The organism is Bradyrhizobium tunisiense (assembly GCF_042263385.1).
In the GTDB taxonomy this organism is placed as follows: domain Bacteria; phylum Pseudomonadota; class Alphaproteobacteria; order Rhizobiales; family Xanthobacteraceae; genus Bradyrhizobium; species Bradyrhizobium tunisiense.
Window position 1 is genome coordinate 508,762 of record NZ_JBHLEV010000003.1, and the last position, 16,445, is coordinate 525,206.

The window sequence follows — 16,445 nt, forward strand, 5'->3', positions numbered from 1 at the left end:
GCGTCGCGCGAACAAGCCTGATGTCGGAGTTCTTATGTCTGAAGCGACCTCCTCCAAGATTCCCGTGACCGTGCTGACCGGCTATCTCGGGGCCGGCAAGACCACGCTTTTGAACCGCATCCTGTCGGAGAACCACGGCAAGAAATACGCCGTCATCGTCAACGAATTCGGCGAAATCGGCATCGACAACGACCTCATCATCGGCGCCGATGAAGAAGTGTTCGAGATGAACAACGGTTGCATCTGCTGCACCGTGCGCGGGGACCTCGTCCGCATCATGGACGGCCTGATGAAGCGCAAGGGCAAGTTCGACGCCATCATCGTCGAGACCACAGGCCTTGCCGACCCCGCGCCCGTGGCCCAGACCTTCTTCGTCGACGAGGACGTGCAGAAGAATGCCCGCCTCGATGCGGTCGTGACGGTCGCCGACGCCAAATGGCTGTCCGACCGGCTGAAGGATGCGCCCGAGGCCAAGAACCAGATCGCCTTCGCCGACGTCATCGTGCTGAACAAGACCGATCTCGTCAGCAAGAGCGAGCTCGCCGAGGTCGAAGCCCGCATCCGCGGCATCAACCCCTATGCGAAACTCCACCGCACCGAGCGCTGCTCGGTGGCCCTGGCCGACGTGCTCGATCGCGGCGCTTTCGATCTCGACCGCATTCTCGACATCGAGCCGGATTTCTTGACGGCCGACGATCATGACCACCACGATCATGATCACCATCACGGCCACGACCATCACCACCATGATCACGGCCACGGTCTGAAGCACTATCACGACGAAGACATGCAGTCGCTCTCGCTCAAGACCGACAAGCCGCTCGATCCCAACGTGTTCATGCCCTGGCTCCAGAACCTGGTGCAGGTCGAGGGCGGCAAGATCCTGCGCTCCAAGGGCATCCTCTCCTTCCACGACGATGATGACCGCTACGTCTTCCAGGGCGTCCACATGATGCTGGAGGGCAACCACCAGCGGAAATGGAAGGACGGCGAGCCGCGCGAGAGCCGCCTCGTCTTCATCGGCCGCGAACTGCCGGAAAAGGCGATCCGCGAGGGTTTTGAGAGCTGCATCGTCTCGTGATGAAAGAGTTCACGCCCGCCCCCGATTCCGCCTCGATCGTCTCCGTCACCGACCGCGTCAAGCCCGTTGCGCTCGGCATGAGCGTGACCTCGGTGCACTTCCTCGGGCCCCGCGCCGCCTTCGTCGGCGGCGAGGAGAACGTCGCATTCGTCGACGCCAAGGGAGAGATCACCACGGTCGCCGTGCACAGCGGCGGCGTTCTCTCGACCGCAACTGACGGCAAGCGCCTCATCATGGGCGGCGACGACGGCAAGGTCGTGTCGCTCGACGCCAAGGGCGAGGTGACGCTGCTCGCCACCGATCCGAAGCGGCGCTGGATCGACGCGGTGGCGTTGCATCCGGATGGCGCCTTCGCCTGGTCGGCCGGCAAGGTCGCGACCGTCAAGAGCGGCAAGAACGAGGAGAAGTCGCTCGAGGTGCCCTCGACTGTCGGCGGGCTTGCGTTTGCGCCGAAGGGTCTGCGGCTCGCGATCGCGCATTACAACGGCGCAACGCTGTGGTTTCCGAACATGGAGGGATCGGCCGAATTCCTGCCCTGGGCCGGCTCGCATCTCGGCGTCACCTTCAGCCCGGACAACAAGTTCCTGGTCACCACGATGCACGAGGCCGCGCTGCACGGCTGGCGGCTCGCCGACAACAGGCACATGCGCATGACCGGCTATCCCGGCCGTGTCCGTTCGATGTCCTGGAGCGCCGGCGGCAAGGGGCTGGCGACCTCTGGCGCCGACACCGTCATCATCTGGCCGTTCGGCAGCAAGGACGGTCCGATGGGCAAGGAGCCCGCGATGCTCGCGCCGCTGCAGGCGCGCGTGGCGGCGGTCGCCTGCCATCCGAAGAACGATATCCTCGCCGCCGGGTACAGCGACGGCACCGTGCTGATGGTGCGGCTGGAGGACGGCGCGGAGATCCTGGTCCGCCGCAACGGCACGCCACCGGTCGCGGCGCTCGCCTGGAATGCGAAAGGCACGCTGCTGGCGTTTGCCGATGAAAATGGGGACGGCGGCCTGCTCGAGCTTTAATCTGTCATGGTTCCGGCCCTATAGGGGACCATGCGGTTTCTAACGACCTTCCAGCTAGCAGACTTCGGCGACACGCTGGTCAGCCTGTTCACGGCCTTCGTGCTGGGCACCCTGATCGGCGCCGAGCGGCAATATCGCCAGCGCACCGCGGGCCTGCGCACCAACGTGCTGGTCGCGGTTGGCGCCGCGGCCTTCGTCGATCTTGCCATGCATCTGACCGGCGCCGACGGGGCGGTGCGGGTGATTTCCTATGTCGTCTCGGGCATCGGCTTCCTCGGCGCCGGCGTCATCATGAAACAGGGCATGGACGTGCGCGGGCTCAACACCGCCGCGACGCTGTGGGCTTCGGCCGCGGTCGGCTCCTGCGCCGGAGCCGACATGGTCGCCCAGGCAGCTGCGCTGACCGTGTTCGTCATCGCCGGCAACACCATGCTGCGCCCGCTGGTCAACGCCATCAACCGCATCCCGCTGAACGAGAAGGCGCTGGAGGCGACCTATTACTTCAAGCTCGCGGTCGCGGCGGATGCCGTGCCCGACATGCGCGACCGGCTCGTCGAGAAACTCGAGGGCGCAAACTATCCGGTGGCCGATATCGACGTGGTCGAGACGGGGGATGATTTGATCGAGATCGTCGCAAAGCTGGTCGCGTCCGCGGTGGACCCGAATGAGCTGAACGCGGTGGCGACGGATCTCCAGCACCTGCCCGGCGTGCGCCATGCGACGTGGGAAGCCAGCACGACGGAGTGAGCGCGGCGTTTTGGCGCGCAGGTGTTCGGTTCCCGTCGTGCTGGCCAAGGAACCGCAACTGGCCAAATTCGTTGGTCCCGCAGACAAAGGCGGTGATCGACATGCCCGGCCAGTATGACAAGCGCAGACTGAAACGCGACCTGATGGTCGCCTGTTCGCTGTTCGCGGCGGGCGTGGTGGTGTCGGGAATGTCGCTCGCACAAATCCGAGCCCAGAGCCGGATGGAATTGGCGCAGGCGACGCAGCCGCTCCAGGGCACGCCGTCCGACGATCAGAACAAGCCCGCGGAAGCCAAGCCCGGCGGCGACCGGCCGACTACGCCGGCGCCCGAGCCGGCGCGGCCCGATTCCCAGACGCAGGGCGCGGCGGGTGCCGCCAAGCCGGCATTGCCGCCAGCTCCGCCCGAGAAGATCGCGCCGCCGATGGACAAGAAGTAGGCCTCTCCGAGAGAGGCGCCCTCACCGCACCAGAACGTTCTTGAACTGCCACGGATCAGACGTGTCGATATCTTCCGGAAACAGTCCGGGACGATCCGTCAGCGGCGTCCAGTCGGTATAGAAGCCCTTCACCGGGCCGAGATAGGGCAGCTGGATTTCCAGCAGACGATCGAAATCCATCTCGTCGGCTTCGACGATGCCTTCTTTCGGGTTTTCCAGCGCCCACACCATGCCGCCGAGCACGGCGGAGGTCACCTGCAGGCCGGTGGCGTTCTGATAGGGCGCGAGCGCGCGGGTCTCTTCGATCGAGAGCTGCGAGCCGTACCAGTACGCATTCTTGTCGTGGCCGAACAGCAGCACGCCGAGCTCGTCGATGCCGTCGACGATCTCGTTCTCGTCGAGGATGTGGTGCTTCTCCTGCATCTTGGCGGCGCGGCCGAACATTTCATGCAGCGACAGCACGGCATCGTCGGCGGGGTGATAGGCATAGTGGCAGGTCGGCCGGTAGACCGCCGTGCCCGAGGCGTCACGCACCGTGAAGTAATCGGCGATCGAGATCGACTCGTTGTGGGTGACGAGGAAGCCGTATTGCGCGCCGCGGGTCGGGCACCAGGTGCGCACGCGCGTGTTGGCGCCGGGCTGCATCAGATAGATGGCGGCGCCGCAACCGGCCTCGTGGGTCCGCGCATTCTCGGGCATCCATTTCTCATGAGTGCCCCAGCCGAGCTCGGACGGCTGCACGCCTTCCGACAGGAAGCCTTCCACCGACCAGGTATTGACGAAAACATCCGGTTCTTTCGGCTTCTTGGAGCGCTGGGTGTCGCGTTCGGCGATGTGGATGCCCTTGATGCCGCCCTGCCGCATCAGGTCAGCCCATTCGGCCTTGGTCTTGGGCTTGGGCGCATTGAGCTTCAGATCGGCGGCGACGTTGAGCAGCGCCTGCTTGACGAAAAAGGAGACCATGCCGGGATTGGCGCCGCAGCAGGAGACGGCCGTGGTCGAGCCCGCCGGGCGCGCCTTCTTGGCGGCCAGCGTCACCTCGCGCAGCGCGTAATTGGAGCGCGCTTCCGGCCCCTTCGACGAATCGAAATAGAAGCCGAGCCAGGGCTCGTTGACGGTGTCGATGTAGAGCGCGCCGAGCTCGTTGCAGAGCTCCATGATGTCGGTGGAGCCGGTGTCGACCGAGAGATTGACGCAAAAGCCCTGGCCGCCGCCTTCGGTGAGCAGCGAGGTCAGCAACTCCCGATAATTGTCCCTGGTCACCGCCTTCTGGATGAAGCGGACATTGTGCTTCTCGCAATGTGCCTTGCGGCCCTCGTCCTTGGGATCGATCACGGTGACGCGCGACTTGTCGTAGTCGAGATGCCGCTCGATGAGCGGCAACGTGCCTTTGCCGATGGAGCCGAAGCCGACCATGACGATGGGACCGGTGATCTTCGCGTAGATCTGCGAGGTGGGGCTCATGGGATGGTTTCTCCGGAACGTGCTGGCAGGCAAACGGTGGGTGGATCAGGCGCCGCGGCGCTTCAGATGCTGCGGCGCTTGGCGGTGGCTTCGATCTCGACCTTCATCTCGGGCTTGTACAGCGCCGAGACGACGAGAAGCGTGGCGGCGGGGCGGATGTCGCCGAGGACTTCGCCGCAGACGGCGAAATGCGCGTCTGCGTCCTTGATGTCGGTAAGGTAGTAGGTCACGCGGACGATGTCGGCCATCTCGAAGCCGCCCTCCTTCAGGGCAGCTTCGATGGTCTTGAAGCAGTTGCGTGACTGGCTCGTGACATCAGCCGGCATCGTCATCGTGGTGTAGTCATAGCCCGTGGTTCCCGCGACGAAGGCGAACTCGCCGTCGATCACGGCGCGGCTGTAGCCGGCGGTTTTCTCGAACGGGGAGCCAGTGGAAATCAGGCGACGGGACATGTCTTGGGCCTCGACTGACGGGAGGATTTCGCGGGGTTAAAGGGCGTTTCCGGCGCCTGCGCAACCCTAAACGAACGGGCTTAGCGCAGGCGTGGCCGGGCCGCTCGCGGCGGCTTCGGTCGCCACCATCATGGCGATCCCTCAGGCCGCGCGCGCGTGGAGCGCGCGAACCGACCTCCGTTTGGGCAGGGGCGCGCCGGTCGGGACGATCATCCCCGCGGCGCCGTCGAGCGCGCCTTCCGCGAACTCGATCGCCAGCAGGCGGTCGCGCTCGAACGGGCCGGGCAGCGACAGCGCGCCGGTCCTCTCGCCCGAGAAGCCGAAGCGGGCGTAATAGGGCGCGTCGCCGAGCAGGATCACGGCGGCATGGCCGCGCGCCCGGGCGGCGGCCAGCGCTTGATGCATCAGCGCGGCGCCGATCCCGAGCTCGCGGAAGGCAGGGTCGACCGCCAGCGGTCCGAGGACCAGAGCGGGCCTGCCTCCGGCGCTGACGTGCCACAGCCGCACGGTTCCCACGAGCTTGCCCTCGCGCACCGCCGACAGGGCAAGGCCTGTGGCGGGCGCACGTCCGTCACGCAGGCGCTGGCAGGTGCGGCCATGGCGGTTCTCGCCAAAGCAGGCATCGAGCAGCGCTTCACGCATCGCGACGTCGGCAGCACGTTCCGCACGGATCACGAACGGAGCGGCTTTCGAGGTGAGGGCGATCTGTGGCTTCCGAAAAGCGGTCATGGCGCGTCAATCCCCGCTTGAACGGACGTGCGAGCGGCACGCCAGTTCAAGACGTCGTCAGATATCGAGATGTGGAGGAGGAGCCGGCAAGCCGGCTCCCGGGTTCGTCAGGCCTCGGAGAAAGAGAGGCGGATCAGATGTGGTACGTCCGCAGCGGCGGGATGCCGTTGAACGCCACCGACGAGTAGGTCGACGTATAGGCCCCGGTGCCTTCGATCAGCACCTTGTCGCCGATCTCCAGCGTGACGGGGAGCGGATACGGGCTCTTCTCGTACAGCACGTCGGCGCTGTCGCAGGTCGGACCTGCGAGCACGCACGGCGTCATGTCCGCGCCGTCGTGACGGGTGCGGATGGCATAGCGGATCGACTCGTCCATGGTCTCGGCGAGACCGCCGAACTTGCCGATGTCCAGATAGACCCAGCGCACCTCGTCCTCGTCGCTCTTCTTCGAGATGAGCACGACCTCGGATTCGATGATGCCGGCGTTACCCACCATGCCGCGGCCCGGCTCGATGATGGTCTCCGGAATCTGGTTGCCGAAGTGCTTGCGCAGCGCGCGGAAGATCGAGCGGCCGTAGGTGACGACCGGCGGCACGTCCTTCAAGTACTTGGTCGGGAAGCCGCCGCCCATGTTGACCATGGACAGGTTGATGCCGCGCTCGGCGCAGTCGCGGAACACCTGCGAGGCCATCGCCAGCGCACGGTCCCACGCCTTCACCTTGCGTTGCTGCGAGCCGACATGGAACGAGATGCCGCACGGCTCCAGGCCCAGGCGCTTGGCAACGTCGAGCACCTCGACGGCCATTTCCGGGTCGCAGCCGAACTTGCGCGACAGCGGCCACTCGGCGCCGGCGCAGTCATAGAGGATGCGGCAGAACACCTTCGCGCCGGGGGCGGCTCGGGCGATCTTCTCGACCTCGGCGGAGCAATCGACCGCGAACAGCCGGATGCCGAGCGCGAAGGCGCGCGCGATGTCGCGCTCCTTCTTGATCGTGTTGCCGAAGGAGATGCGGTCGGGCGTCGCACCCGCGGCCAGCGCCATCTCGATCTCGGCGACCGTCGCGGTGTCGAAGCAGGAGCCCATGGACGCAAGCAGCGACAGCACTTCCGGCGCCGGGTTCGCCTTGACGGCATAGAACACGCGGCTGTCGGGCAGCGCCTTGGCGAAGGTCTGGTAATTGTCGCGCACGACTTCGAGGTCGACGACGAGGCACGGCTCGGTGTCCTGGCCCTCGCTGCGGCGGTTGCGCAGGAATTCCTGAATACGTTCGGTCATAGCACTCTCCCAAACGGCCCAGCGACGGGGATCCGTTCAAAAAATGTCGTCGGATAAGCGCCCCGGCCAGATCGCGCGATGGAGGCGCGACGAGCCAAAGACTCAAATCAGACTGTGCTGCCGTGGATTGGTTGGGAATTTCCCGCCCGCACACCTGGCAATGAAGGACAAGCCTTTTCAGTAGCCCGCGCCGGCGTTGGAATGCCGGTAGAGACCAAAAAAGCCCGATCCGTCGTTGCTTTAAGTCGCGTCCCCCGTTGAGAGCGGGGTGCGCCGGTTCGCCTCCGGCTGCCAGTCACGGTTGCAAAAAGTGAAGTCACCTTCGACAAGGCATCTCTTGAGAGAGATGCTGGACGCTCCGGGTTTGCTTTCGTCTTCCGGCTATGAGCCTTCCGACTTCCGCACTTCCGAAGAGCCCCTCGGCTTCTTCACCCCTTGGCGGCTGTCCGGCCTCTTGTCCGGATACCTACCGACTGACACACGACCACAGGCACGTGCGAAATTGGGCAAGAGCGCACATAAGCGTTTTGACTCTGCTTCGCAAGAATTTTTTTAGGCTGAGAACAGAATTGCCTAACATCTGCTTGCGCAGTGTTGCGCGAGCGACGCGGAAGATGAACGGGCGTTAAGTTTTCAAGCCGGCGCGAGCGTCATGCTCGCGCGTGCGTCAGCCGCGCTTCGTGAACGGCTCGATGCGCTGAGCTGCGCGGATGAAGGCGGTCATCACCAGCACGCCGAGTGCGAACAGCACGGCCTGCAGGATGTGCGTGCCCTGATCGCCGAGCCCGAACAGGATCGCGAGTGCCCAGCCGCCCGCAAAGGCCGCGCCGAACACTTCGGCGCCGATCAAGATGGCGGCGCTGATGACCGTGATGACGCTTGGCCAGGCGATCTGACGGGAAGACGAGGAAGGCGCGTTCATTAGCTCAGGGGTCCGTGGTCCAATCAAGGGCCGCAATCTCCCCGAAAAGGCGGGCGGGAGCAAGGCCAAATGGCCCAAAAAAGCCCCATCGCGTGCTATAGCTGGCCGCAACAATCGACCCATGAAAACCGGGACTTGCGATGTCAGAACCCCGCCAAACTACGGACTCCGCGACCAATCCGCTGCTGAAGGCCTGGGTAACGCCGTTTGCGACCCCGCCCTTCGACGAGATCGAGCCGGAGCACTTCCTCCCGGCCTTCGAGCAGGCCTTCGCCGACCACTCCGCCGAGATCGCGGCGATCACCAACGATCCCGCCGCGCCGGACTTCGCCAACACCATCACGGCGCTGGAGCGGTCGGGCAAGCTCTTGAGCAAAGTTGCGGCGGTCTTCTACGACCTCGTCTCGGCGCATTCCAACCCGGCCATCCTGGAGATCGACAAAGAGGTTTCCTTGCGGATGGCGCGGCACTGGAATCCGATCATGATGAACGCCGTGCTGTTTGGTCGCATCGGCCAGCTGCATGAGAACCGCGCCGGTCTCGGTCTCACCCCCGAGCAGCTCCGCCTCTTGGAGCGCACCTACACCCGCTTCCATCGCGCCGGCGCCGGCCTCTCCGAGGAGGCCAAGACGCGGATGGCCGAGATCAACGAGAAGCTGGCCCAGCTCGGCACCGGCTTCAGCCATCATCTGCTCGGCGACGAGCAGGACTGGTTCATGGAGCTCGGCGAGGCCGATCGCCAGGGCCTGCCGGAGAGCTTCGTCGCCAGCGCCAAGGCTGCGGCGGAAGAGCGCGGCATGGAAGGCAAGGCCATCGTCACGCTGTCGCGCTCCTCGGTCGAACAGTTCCTTAAGAGCTCGGCCCGGCGCGACCTGCGCGAGAAGGTCTACAAGGCTTTCATTGCGCGGGGCGACAACGGCAATGCCAACGACAACAACGGCACCATCGTCGAGATACTGAAGCTGCGCGAAGAGAGCGCGAACCTCCTGGGCTATCCGACCTACGCCGCCTACCGGCTCGAGGATTCCATGGCCAAGACGCCGGACGCGGTGCGGGGCCTGTTGGAGCGGGTCTGGAAGCCCGCGCGCGCCCGGGCGCTCGCCGACCGCGACGAGATGCAGGCGCTGATCACGGAGGAGGGCGGCAATTTCAGGCTCGCTCCCTGGGACTGGCGCTTCTACGCCGAGAAGCTGCGCCTGCAGCGCGCCAATTTCGACGACGCGGCGATCAAGCCGTATCTTTCGCTCGACCACATGATCGAAGCCGCCTTCGATTGTGCCACGCGCCTGTTCGGGATCACCTTCGAGGAGCGCAAGGACGTTCCGGTCTGGCACCCCGACGTCCGGGTCTGGGAGGTCAAGGGCTCCGACGGCAAGCACAAGGCGCTGTTCTATGGCGACTACTTCGCCCGGCCGTCGAAGCGCTCCGGCGCCTGGATGACCTCGCTGCGCGATCAGCAGAAGCTCGACGGCGACGTCGCCCCGCTCGTCCTCAATATCTGCAATTTTGCCAAGGGAGCCGGCGGCGAGCCTTCGCTGCTGTCGCCTGACGACGCCCGCACCCTGTTCCACGAGTTCGGCCACGGCCTGCACGGCATGCTCTCCAACGTGACCTATCCGTCGCTGTCGGGCACCTCCGTATTCACCGACTTCGTCGAGCTGCCTTCGCAGCTCTACGAGCACTGGCAGGAGCGGCCCGAGGTGCTGCAGAAGTTCGCCCGTCACTACCAGACCGGCGAGCCGCTGCCGGACGAGCTGTTGCAACGGTTCCTTGCCGCGCGAAAATTCAACCAGGGCTTTGCCACGGTCGAGTTCGTCTCCTCGGCACTGGTGGACCTCGAATTCCACACCCAGCCGGCTTCCGCTGCGCAGGATGTCCGTGCCTTCGAGAGACGCGCGCTGGAGAAGATCGGCATGCCCGAGGAGATCGCGCTACGTCACCGCCCGACGCAGTTCGGTCACATCTTCACCGGCGACCATTATGCTGCCGGCTATTACAGCTACATGTGGTCGGAGGTGATGGATGCCGACGCCTTCGGCGCGTTCGAGGAGGCCGGTGACATCTTCGATCCGGCGGTGGCCAAACGCCTGCACGACGATATCTACGCGAGCGGCGGATCGGTCGATCCGGAAGCGGCCTATGAGGCCTTCCGCGGCCGCCCGCCGGAGCCCGACGCGCTGCTCCGCCGCCGCGGCCTGCTCGACAACGCCAAGGCAGCCTGATGAGTATGCGCCGCTTGTTCGGATGGCTGCTCGCCGCCGCGACGATGCTCGCGGCGGGCGCGGCGAGCGCGCATCCGCATGTCTGGATCACCGCGACCAGCGAGCTGCTCTACGCGGCCGACGGCACCGTCACCGGCGTCCGCCATGCGTGGACTTTCGACGACATGTTCTCGACCTATGCGGTGCAGGGGCTCGAGAGCAAGACCAAGGGTGCCTATACGCGCGAGGAGCTCGGTCCGCTGGCGCAGACCAACGTCGAGTCGCTGAAGGAATATGCCTACTTCACCTTTGCGCGAGCCGACGGCAAGAAGGAGCGCTTCCAGGAGCCGGTCGACTATTTCCTCGACTACAAGGACACCGTGCTGACGCTGCACTTCACGCTGCCGCTGAAGAACCCGGTCAAGCCCAAGCAACTGGTGCTCGAAGTGTTCGACCGTTCATTCTTCATCGACTTCAAGATGGCCAAGGACAATCCGGTCAAGCTGGTCGGCGCGCCCGCCGGCTGCCAGACGAAGCTCGAGCGGCCGAATGACGGCACCGCCAGTGCGCAGAAGCTCAACGAGCAGACCTTCCTGAACGGCGAGAACACCAATTTCGGCATGATGTTCGCCAACAAGATCACGGTGGATTGCCCTTGATCGGTCCTCTTCGATCCCCGTTCGCCCGCGGGCTTCTCGCCTGCGCCGCGGTTGTCGTCGTGCTCGGGGTCGCGGACGCCGTTCTTCACGATCTCCTCGCGCAAAACCCCTTTGGCGCGCCGCGTCCGGCGCAAGCGGCCCAGCCCGAGGCGGGCGGCTTGATCGGCTGGCTCCTGGCAAAACAGTCGGAATTCTATCGCCAGATGTCGACGACGATCCGGGCAGCGAAGTCCGACGGGTCGGCAGTGTGGACGCTGCTGTTCATCTCGTTCGCCTACGGCATCTTCCACGCCGCCGGCCCCGGCCACGGCAAGGCGGTGATCGCCTCCTATCTGGTTGCCAACCGCGAGACTGCCCGGCGTGGCATCGCGCTGTCGTTTGCCTCGGCGCTGATGCAGTCGCTGGTAGCGATCCTGATCGTCGGCATTTCGGCGTGGGTGCTGAACGCGACCGCCAAAACCATGTGCAAGGCGGAAGGGGTCATCGAAATCGCGAGCTACGCCTTGATCGCACTGTTCGGGCTGCGCCTCGTCTGGGTCAAGGGCCGCACCTTCATCCGCGCGCTCCAGGCGATCCAGCCGGTGCCGGCAATCGCCGGCGTGCCACATCACCATGATCACGACCATCACCATCATCATCATCATGATGCGCATGGTCATCATGACCACGACCACGGTCACGCGCATCACCACCACGTGCACGATCATGTCCATGACGAGCATTGCGGCCATTCCCACGGCCCCACGCCGAGCGAGCTGGCGGGCCCCGGTGGCTGGCGGCGTGGCCTTGCCGCGATCGTCACCGTTGGCATCCGCCCCTGTTCGGGTGCGATCCTGGTGCTGGTGTTCGCGCTCGCGCAGGGCCTGTTCTGGGCCGGTATTGCCGCGACCCTCCTGATGGGGCTCGGCACTGCGATTACGGTCGCGGCCATCGCGGTCGTGGCCGTCTCCGCCAAGGACATCGCCGCTCGCCTCAGCGCAGGGCGGGATGGCGGCGGTGCGCTGTTCATGCGCGGCATCGAGTTTGCGGCCGCGGGTGTCGTGCTGCTGTTCGGCGCGGGCCTGTTGCTGGGCTATATCGCGGCCGAACGGACGACGTGTTTTTGAGTAGTCTTCGTGGCTCGCTGCGCTCAGTTAGGCATGACGCTCGTGCACCTGTTCTGCGAGCGTAGCGAGGCAATCCAGGGTGCCTCCGTGGCGGCAGTCTGGATTGCTTCGTCGCAAGGGCGCCTCGCAATGACGAGCCGAAATGATCTCGGCCGGGGGATCTTATGTCGCGCGAAAATTTCTGGTTCTTTCATCCGTTCCGGGTGCGCTATTCCGAGATCGACGGGCAGGGCGTCGTCTTCAACGCGCATTATCTGACCTATTTCGACACTGCCATTACCGAATATTTCCGCGCGCTCGGCTTCGACCAATATGCCGACGCGCAGGCGAGCGGCATTGATTTCCACGTCGTCAAGTCCGTCATCGAGTACAAGGCGCCGGTCCGCTTCGACTGGGAGCTCGACGTCGGCGTGCGTGTGGCCCGGATCGGCAATTCGAGCCTCGTCTTCGAACTCGCCATCTTCCTGAAAGGCGGCACGGAGGCGCTGGTCACCGGCGAGATCGTCTGGGTCTACACCAACCAGGAGACTCATCGTCCGGTCACGATCCCGGCCTCGATGCGAGGGCTGATCGCGACACGGGAACGTCATCTGGCGCCATGAGGCCGCCTCACACCGGCAGGAACCGCTTCAGTGCCGGCATGAGGAAGATCCCGAGGTTGATTGCAAAGCCGACCGTCCAGAGGATCGAGCGCAGCGTTGGGCGGTTGCCGAGATAGGTCAGCACATAGGCGATCCGTACGATCAGGAACAATGCCGCGAGCTCGTCGATCAGCCGCTGCGGCGAATCCCTGTATTCGGCGAGCAGCACCGCGAAGGCGAAGAATGGGAACGTCTCGATGCCGTTCTGGTGCGCGCCGAGCGCGCGCTGCGAGAGCGCGTCCTCATAGAAGGCGGGGTCGCGTGGCCGGGAATTATCGAAGCGGCGAAACCCGATCCATTTGACCGAGGCGATCGTAGACAGATAGAGCAGCAGCGCTCCAAAGACGCACCATTCCGCCAGTGTCATGAACCCCTCCCGCCTGGGTGCGACCCTAGCGATGCCGGGCTCACCTTGACAAGTTAGGACCAACGCGCGACCCACAGAGCCATGACCAGTGTCGTCCCCCTCGAGGCCGCGAGACCGGCCACCCAATCTGCCTTGCCGCGCGTCGGTGTGGTCCTGATCAATCTCGGAACACCGGATACGGCCGATGCTCCGGGCGTGCGGGTGTATCTCAAGGAGTTCCTCTCGGACGCCCGCGTCATCGAGGACCAGGGTCTGATCTGGAAGCTGGTCCTGAACGGGATCATCCTGCGCAGCCGTCCTCGTACCAAGGCGCTGGATTACCAGAAGATCTGGAACACCGAGAAGAACGAGTCGCCGCTGAAGACCATCACGCGGTCGCAAGCCGAGAAGCTCGCGGTCACCCTTTCGGACAGGGGCCACGTCGTGGTGGACTGGGCGATGCGCTACGGCAATCCCTCGATCAAGTCGGGCATCGACGCCCTGATCGCGAAAGGTTGCGAGCGCCTCCTGGCGGTCCCGCTCTATCCGCAATATTCCGCCTCGACCTCGGCGACCGTCTGCGACGAAGTGTTCCGCGTGCTCGCCCAACTGCGCAATCAGCCGACGCTGCGGGTGACGCCGCCCTATTACGAGGACGCGGCCTATATCGAGGCGCTTGCCGTCTCGATCGAGACGCATCTTGCAACGCTGTCCTTCGAGCCTGAGCTGATCGTGGCGTCCTTCCACGGCATGCCGAAATCCTATGTCGACAAGGGCGATCCCTATCAGCAGCACTGCATCGCCACGACCGAGGCACTGCGCCGCCGGCTCGGCATGGACGAGACGAAGCTGCTGCTGACCTTCCAGTCGCGCTTCGGCAATGACGAATGGCTCCAGCCCTACACCGACAAGACCATGGAGCGGCTCGCGAAGGAAGGCCTGCGCCGCATCGCTGTGGTGACGCCGGGCTTTGCCGCCGACTGCCTGGAGACGCTGGAAGAGATCGCGCAGGAGAACGCGGAGATATTCAAGCACAATGGCGGTGAGCAGTTTTCCGCGATCCCCTGCCTCAACGACAGCGAACCGGGCATGGATGTAATCCGCACCCTGGTGCTGCGTGAGCTTCAGGGCTGGATATAGAGCCGTGAACCGCCGCGAACTCCTGACGCTTGGGATGATCGCGGTGTTGCCGTCGAAGGTAGCGGCGCAGCAACCCGCGCGCCGGCTCGGCGTGCTCTCGGTCACGGCGGCCGATGATGCGATCGGCCAGACGCGCAGCATGGTCCTTGTCGAGGCGCTCGCCGGTCACGGCTGGAAGGAGCGCGACAACCTCAAGATCGACTGGCGCAGCGGCGGCGGTGACCGCGCGCGCATCGCGGAGCTCGCCAACGAGTTGATCGCGCTCAAGCCCGACATTCTGCTTGCGGTCGGCACGCCCTCGGTCGAAGAGTTGCGACGGCGCACCGCGACGATCCCGATCGTGTTCGCCGTCGTGACCGATCCCGTCAGCCAGGGCTTTGTCGAAAACCTCGCGCATCCCGGCGGCAACGTCACCGGCTTCACCGATTACGACGGCCCACTGGCCGGCAAATGGCTGGAGATGCTGACGCAGGTCACCCCGCCCGTTCGCCGCGTCTTCGTCGTCTACAATCCCGATACCGCGCCGTTCGCGTCCCTGATGCTGCGCACGATCGAGGACGCCGCGCGGACTCTTCACGTGGCCGTCGAGCCCGCGCCGGTGAACGACGCGGGCGCGATCGCGGCGCTGGCTACGCGCAGGGACGGCGGCTTTCTGGTTCTGCCTGATTTCTTCACCATGGCCAATCGCACGCAGCTGCTGGCGGCGATCGGCGAGGCTCGTTTGCCGGCGGTGTTCTGGAGCCGTACCTTCGTCGGGGAGGGTGGGCTGATGGCCTACAGCACCGACAGCACCGAGCAGCTGCGCCGCGCTGCGGACTATATCGATCGCATCCTGAAGGGCGCGCGACCAGCCGACCTGCCGGTGCAGAACCCCACCAGGTTCGAGCTGACGATCAACCTGAAAGCCGCCGAGGCGCTTGGCATCACGCTTCCCGCGGGCTTGCTCGCGATCGCGAACGATGTCATCGAATGAAAGCGTCCGCAGCGGGCCTGCGTGCTTCAAGGGCCTTCCGCACATGCATATCGAGGCCGCTCCCTCTCTGCCCGTCTTATTCAGAATTGCGCCGGTACCGACGTTACTTGCGACCGCTGAACCGGTAAGGTCGTGATCCCGACCAATGACTGCGCGGGAAAAGGGCTTTTCCCGGCTTCTTTCCGCCTTGGAGGAAATATGAGCGGTTTCGGTATTTTCGCGATTGTTCTGGTGGTGCTCGTCATCGTCACGCTGGTGGCCGGCGTGAAGACGGTGCCGCAGGGGTATGACTGGACCATCGAGCGATTCGGCAAATACACCCAGACGCTCAGCCCCGGGCTCAATCTGATCGTACCCTATTTCGACCGGGTCGGACGCAAGATCAACATGATGGAGCAGGTGATCGACATTCCCGAGCAGGAGGTCATCACCAAGGACAACGCCACCGTGACGGTGGACGGCGTCGCCTTCTACCAGGTGTTCGATGCCGCGAAGGCGAGCTATGAGGTCTCAAATCTCAACCAGGGCATCACGGTCCTGACCATGACGAACATCCGCTCGGTGATGGGCTCGATGGATCTCGACCAGGTGCTGTCGCATCGCGACGAGATCAACGAGCGCCTGCTCCGTGTCGTCGACGCCGCGGTCTCGCCCTGGGGCGTCAAGGTCAACCGCATCGAGATCAAGGACATCGTGCCTCCGGCAGACCTCGTCGAAGCCATGGGCCGGCAGATGAAGGCCGAACGCGTCAAGCGTGCCGACATTCTCGCCGCTGAAGGCCAGCGCCAGTCGGAAATCCTGCGCGCCGAAGGCGCCAAGCAGGGCCAGATCCTGCAGGCCGAGGGCCGGAAGGAAGCGGCGTTCCGTGACGCCGAGGCGCGCGAGCGTTCGGCGGAGGCCGAGGCAAAGGCCACCCAGATGGTGAGCGAAGCCATTTCCAAGGGCGACGTCGCCGCGTTGAACTATTTCATCGCCGACAAATATATCAAAGCGTTCGGCCAGTTCGCGGACGCGCCGAACCAGAAGATCATCATGCTGCCGATCGAAGCCACGAGCATGCTCGGTTCGCTCGCCGGCATCGGCGAGATCGCCAAGGCCACGTTCGGCGAGAGCGCGGCCTCTGGCTCTGCCGCTCGCCGCCCCGGCTCAGTGCCGCCGACCGGCAGCACGCCGCCGGCGGTGCCGCCGCGGCAGGGATAATGACCGGCGCATCAGCCTTTGAAAGGGGCTCGCGCCAATGATGGAAGGTCGT

17 protein-coding genes are annotated in these 16,445 nt (G+C 64.8%); 11 read left to right on the plus strand and 6 right to left on the minus strand.

Annotated elements, in window-relative coordinates:
- Window positions 1–34 precede the first annotated feature (34 nt).
- The 4 genes from ACFDR6_RS15685 (at window position 35) to ACFDR6_RS15700 (ending at window position 3,284) form a co-directional block, all read left to right on the plus strand.
- The gene (locus ACFDR6_RS15685) at window positions 35–1,081 is read left to right on the plus strand and encodes a CobW family GTP-binding protein (protein ID WP_212079924.1); all 1,047 of its coding nucleotides are present in this window, start codon (window positions 35–37) and stop codon (window positions 1,079–1,081) included.
- Window positions 1,081–2,100: a WD40 repeat domain-containing protein gene (locus tag ACFDR6_RS15690; protein WP_375858801.1), complete on the plus strand. Its 1,020-nt coding sequence runs from the start codon at window positions 1,081–1,083 to the stop codon at window positions 2,098–2,100. Before ACFDR6_RS15685 ends, ACFDR6_RS15690 begins: the two co-directional genes overlap by 1 nt.
- Before the next feature lie 30 nt (window positions 2,101–2,130).
- On the plus strand, window positions 2,131–2,847 hold the full coding sequence (locus tag ACFDR6_RS15695) for an MgtC/SapB family protein (RefSeq protein WP_212079928.1): 717 nt from the start codon (window positions 2,131–2,133) through the stop codon (window positions 2,845–2,847).
- A 101-nt stretch (window positions 2,848–2,948) separates the two neighbouring features.
- On the plus strand, window positions 2,949–3,284 hold the full coding sequence (locus ACFDR6_RS15700; RefSeq protein ID WP_212080764.1) for a hypothetical protein: 336 nt from the start codon (window positions 2,949–2,951) through the stop codon (window positions 3,282–3,284).
- Between the two features lie 21 nt (window positions 3,285–3,305).
- On the opposite strand, the gene ACFDR6_RS15705 is transcribed toward ACFDR6_RS15700, so the two are convergent.
- The 5 genes from ACFDR6_RS15705 to ACFDR6_RS15725 all read right to left on the minus strand — a co-directional run bounded on the left by ACFDR6_RS15705 (window position 3,306) and on the right by ACFDR6_RS15725 (window position 8,127).
- Window positions 3,306–4,748 carry a homospermidine synthase gene (locus ACFDR6_RS15705; protein ID WP_375858802.1) on the minus strand — a complete coding sequence of 481 codons (1,443 nt, stop codon included), beginning with the start codon at window positions 4,746–4,748 and terminating at the stop codon, window positions 3,306–3,308.
- Window positions 4,749–4,810: 62 nt separating this feature from the next.
- Complete coding sequence (locus ACFDR6_RS15710; RefSeq protein ID WP_317242236.1) at window positions 4,811–5,200, minus strand: RidA family protein; 390 nt, start codon at window positions 5,198–5,200, stop codon at window positions 4,811–4,813.
- Window positions 5,201–5,341: 141 nt separating this feature from the next.
- Window positions 5,342–5,929, minus strand: coding sequence for a GNAT family N-acetyltransferase (locus tag ACFDR6_RS15715; RefSeq protein WP_375858803.1), 588 nt, complete (start codon window positions 5,927–5,929; stop codon window positions 5,342–5,344).
- Between the two features lie 133 nt (window positions 5,930–6,062).
- Window positions 6,063–7,205, minus strand: a complete 1,143-nt coding sequence (locus ACFDR6_RS15720) for a type III PLP-dependent enzyme (RefSeq protein ID WP_317242238.1) — start codon at window positions 7,203–7,205, stop codon at window positions 6,063–6,065.
- A gap of 667 nt (window positions 7,206–7,872) precedes the next feature.
- Complete coding sequence (locus ACFDR6_RS15725; protein ID WP_094895990.1) at window positions 7,873–8,127, minus strand: hypothetical protein; 255 nt, start codon at window positions 8,125–8,127, stop codon at window positions 7,873–7,875.
- Between the two features lie 140 nt (window positions 8,128–8,267).
- On the opposite strand from ACFDR6_RS15725, the gene ACFDR6_RS15730 reads away from it, so the two are divergent.
- From ACFDR6_RS15730 to ACFDR6_RS15745, 4 genes are all read left to right on the plus strand, one after another.
- On the plus strand, window positions 8,268–10,349 hold the full coding sequence (locus tag ACFDR6_RS15730) for a M3 family metallopeptidase (RefSeq protein ID WP_375858804.1): 2,082 nt from the start codon (window positions 8,268–8,270) through the stop codon (window positions 10,347–10,349).
- The gene (locus ACFDR6_RS15735) at window positions 10,349–10,987 is read left to right on the plus strand and encodes a DUF1007 family protein (protein ID WP_375858805.1); all 639 of its coding nucleotides are present in this window, start codon (window positions 10,349–10,351) and stop codon (window positions 10,985–10,987) included. Before ACFDR6_RS15730 ends, ACFDR6_RS15735 begins: the two co-directional genes overlap by 1 nt.
- A complete protein-coding gene (locus ACFDR6_RS15740; protein ID WP_375858806.1) occupies window positions 10,978–12,093 on the plus strand; it encodes a nickel/cobalt transporter in 1,116 nt (371 codons plus the stop codon). Before ACFDR6_RS15735 ends, ACFDR6_RS15740 begins: the two co-directional genes overlap by 10 nt.
- A gap of 164 nt (window positions 12,094–12,257) precedes the next feature.
- Window positions 12,258–12,695, plus strand: coding sequence for an acyl-CoA thioesterase (locus ACFDR6_RS15745; RefSeq protein ID WP_375858807.1), 438 nt, complete (start codon window positions 12,258–12,260; stop codon window positions 12,693–12,695).
- Between the two features lie 7 nt (window positions 12,696–12,702).
- On the opposite strand, the gene ACFDR6_RS15750 is transcribed toward ACFDR6_RS15745, so the two are convergent.
- On the minus strand, window positions 12,703–13,101 hold the full coding sequence (locus tag ACFDR6_RS15750; protein WP_212079951.1) for an MAPEG family protein: 399 nt from the start codon (window positions 13,099–13,101) through the stop codon (window positions 12,703–12,705).
- Window positions 13,102–13,182: 81 nt separating this feature from the next.
- Between ACFDR6_RS15750 and hemH the strand changes: the two genes are divergently transcribed.
- From hemH to ACFDR6_RS15765, 3 genes are all read left to right on the plus strand, one after another.
- The gene (gene hemH / locus ACFDR6_RS15755) at window positions 13,183–14,220 is read left to right on the plus strand and encodes a ferrochelatase (RefSeq protein WP_375858808.1); all 1,038 of its coding nucleotides are present in this window, start codon (window positions 13,183–13,185) and stop codon (window positions 14,218–14,220) included.
- A gap of 4 nt (window positions 14,221–14,224) precedes the next feature.
- Window positions 14,225–15,193, plus strand: a complete 969-nt coding sequence (locus ACFDR6_RS15760) for an ABC transporter substrate-binding protein (protein WP_375858809.1) — start codon at window positions 14,225–14,227, stop codon at window positions 15,191–15,193.
- Between the two features lie 198 nt (window positions 15,194–15,391).
- The gene (locus ACFDR6_RS15765; protein ID WP_212079967.1) at window positions 15,392–16,393 is read left to right on the plus strand and encodes an SPFH domain-containing protein; all 1,002 of its coding nucleotides are present in this window, start codon (window positions 15,392–15,394) and stop codon (window positions 16,391–16,393) included.
- Window positions 16,394–16,445: the final 52 nt, after the last annotated feature.

What these genes read in the sequence shown, in the direction of transcription:
- ACFDR6_RS15685 (WP_212079924.1), top strand. Translation starts at nt 35, where the DNA reads ATGTCTGAAGCGACCTCCTCCAAGATTCCCGTGACCGTGCTGACCGGC.
- ACFDR6_RS15690 (WP_375858801.1), top strand. Translation starts at nt 1,081, where the DNA reads ATGAAAGAGTTCACGCCCGCCCCCGATTCCGCCTCGATCGTCTCCGTC.
- ACFDR6_RS15695 (WP_212079928.1), top strand. Translation starts at nt 2,131, where the DNA reads ATGCGGTTTCTAACGACCTTCCAGCTAGCAGACTTCGGCGACACGCTG.
- ACFDR6_RS15700 (WP_212080764.1), top strand. Translation starts at nt 2,949, where the DNA reads ATGCCCGGCCAGTATGACAAGCGCAGACTGAAACGCGACCTGATGGTC.
- ACFDR6_RS15705 (WP_375858802.1), bottom strand. Translation starts at nt 4,748, where the DNA reads ATGAGCCCCACCTCGCAGATCTACGCGAAGATCACCGGTCCCATCGTC.
- ACFDR6_RS15710 (WP_317242236.1), bottom strand. Translation starts at nt 5,200, where the DNA reads ATGTCCCGTCGCCTGATTTCCACTGGCTCCCCGTTCGAGAAAACCGCC.
- ACFDR6_RS15715 (WP_375858803.1), bottom strand. Translation starts at nt 5,929, where the DNA reads ATGACCGCTTTTCGGAAGCCACAGATCGCCCTCACCTCGAAAGCCGCT.
- ACFDR6_RS15720 (WP_317242238.1), bottom strand. Translation starts at nt 7,205, where the DNA reads ATGACCGAACGTATTCAGGAATTCCTGCGCAACCGCCGCAGCGAGGGC.
- ACFDR6_RS15725 (WP_094895990.1), bottom strand. Translation starts at nt 8,127, where the DNA reads ATGAACGCGCCTTCCTCGTCTTCCCGTCAGATCGCCTGGCCAAGCGTC.
- ACFDR6_RS15730 (WP_375858804.1), top strand. Translation starts at nt 8,268, where the DNA reads ATGTCAGAACCCCGCCAAACTACGGACTCCGCGACCAATCCGCTGCTG.
- ACFDR6_RS15735 (WP_375858805.1), top strand. Translation starts at nt 10,349, where the DNA reads ATGAGTATGCGCCGCTTGTTCGGATGGCTGCTCGCCGCCGCGACGATG.
- ACFDR6_RS15745 (WP_375858807.1), top strand. Translation starts at nt 12,258, where the DNA reads ATGTCGCGCGAAAATTTCTGGTTCTTTCATCCGTTCCGGGTGCGCTAT.
- ACFDR6_RS15750 (WP_212079951.1), bottom strand. Translation starts at nt 13,101, where the DNA reads ATGACACTGGCGGAATGGTGCGTCTTTGGAGCGCTGCTGCTCTATCTG.
- hemH (WP_375858808.1), top strand. Translation starts at nt 13,183, where the DNA reads ATGACCAGTGTCGTCCCCCTCGAGGCCGCGAGACCGGCCACCCAATCT.
- ACFDR6_RS15765 (WP_212079967.1), top strand. Translation starts at nt 15,392, where the DNA reads ATGAGCGGTTTCGGTATTTTCGCGATTGTTCTGGTGGTGCTCGTCATC.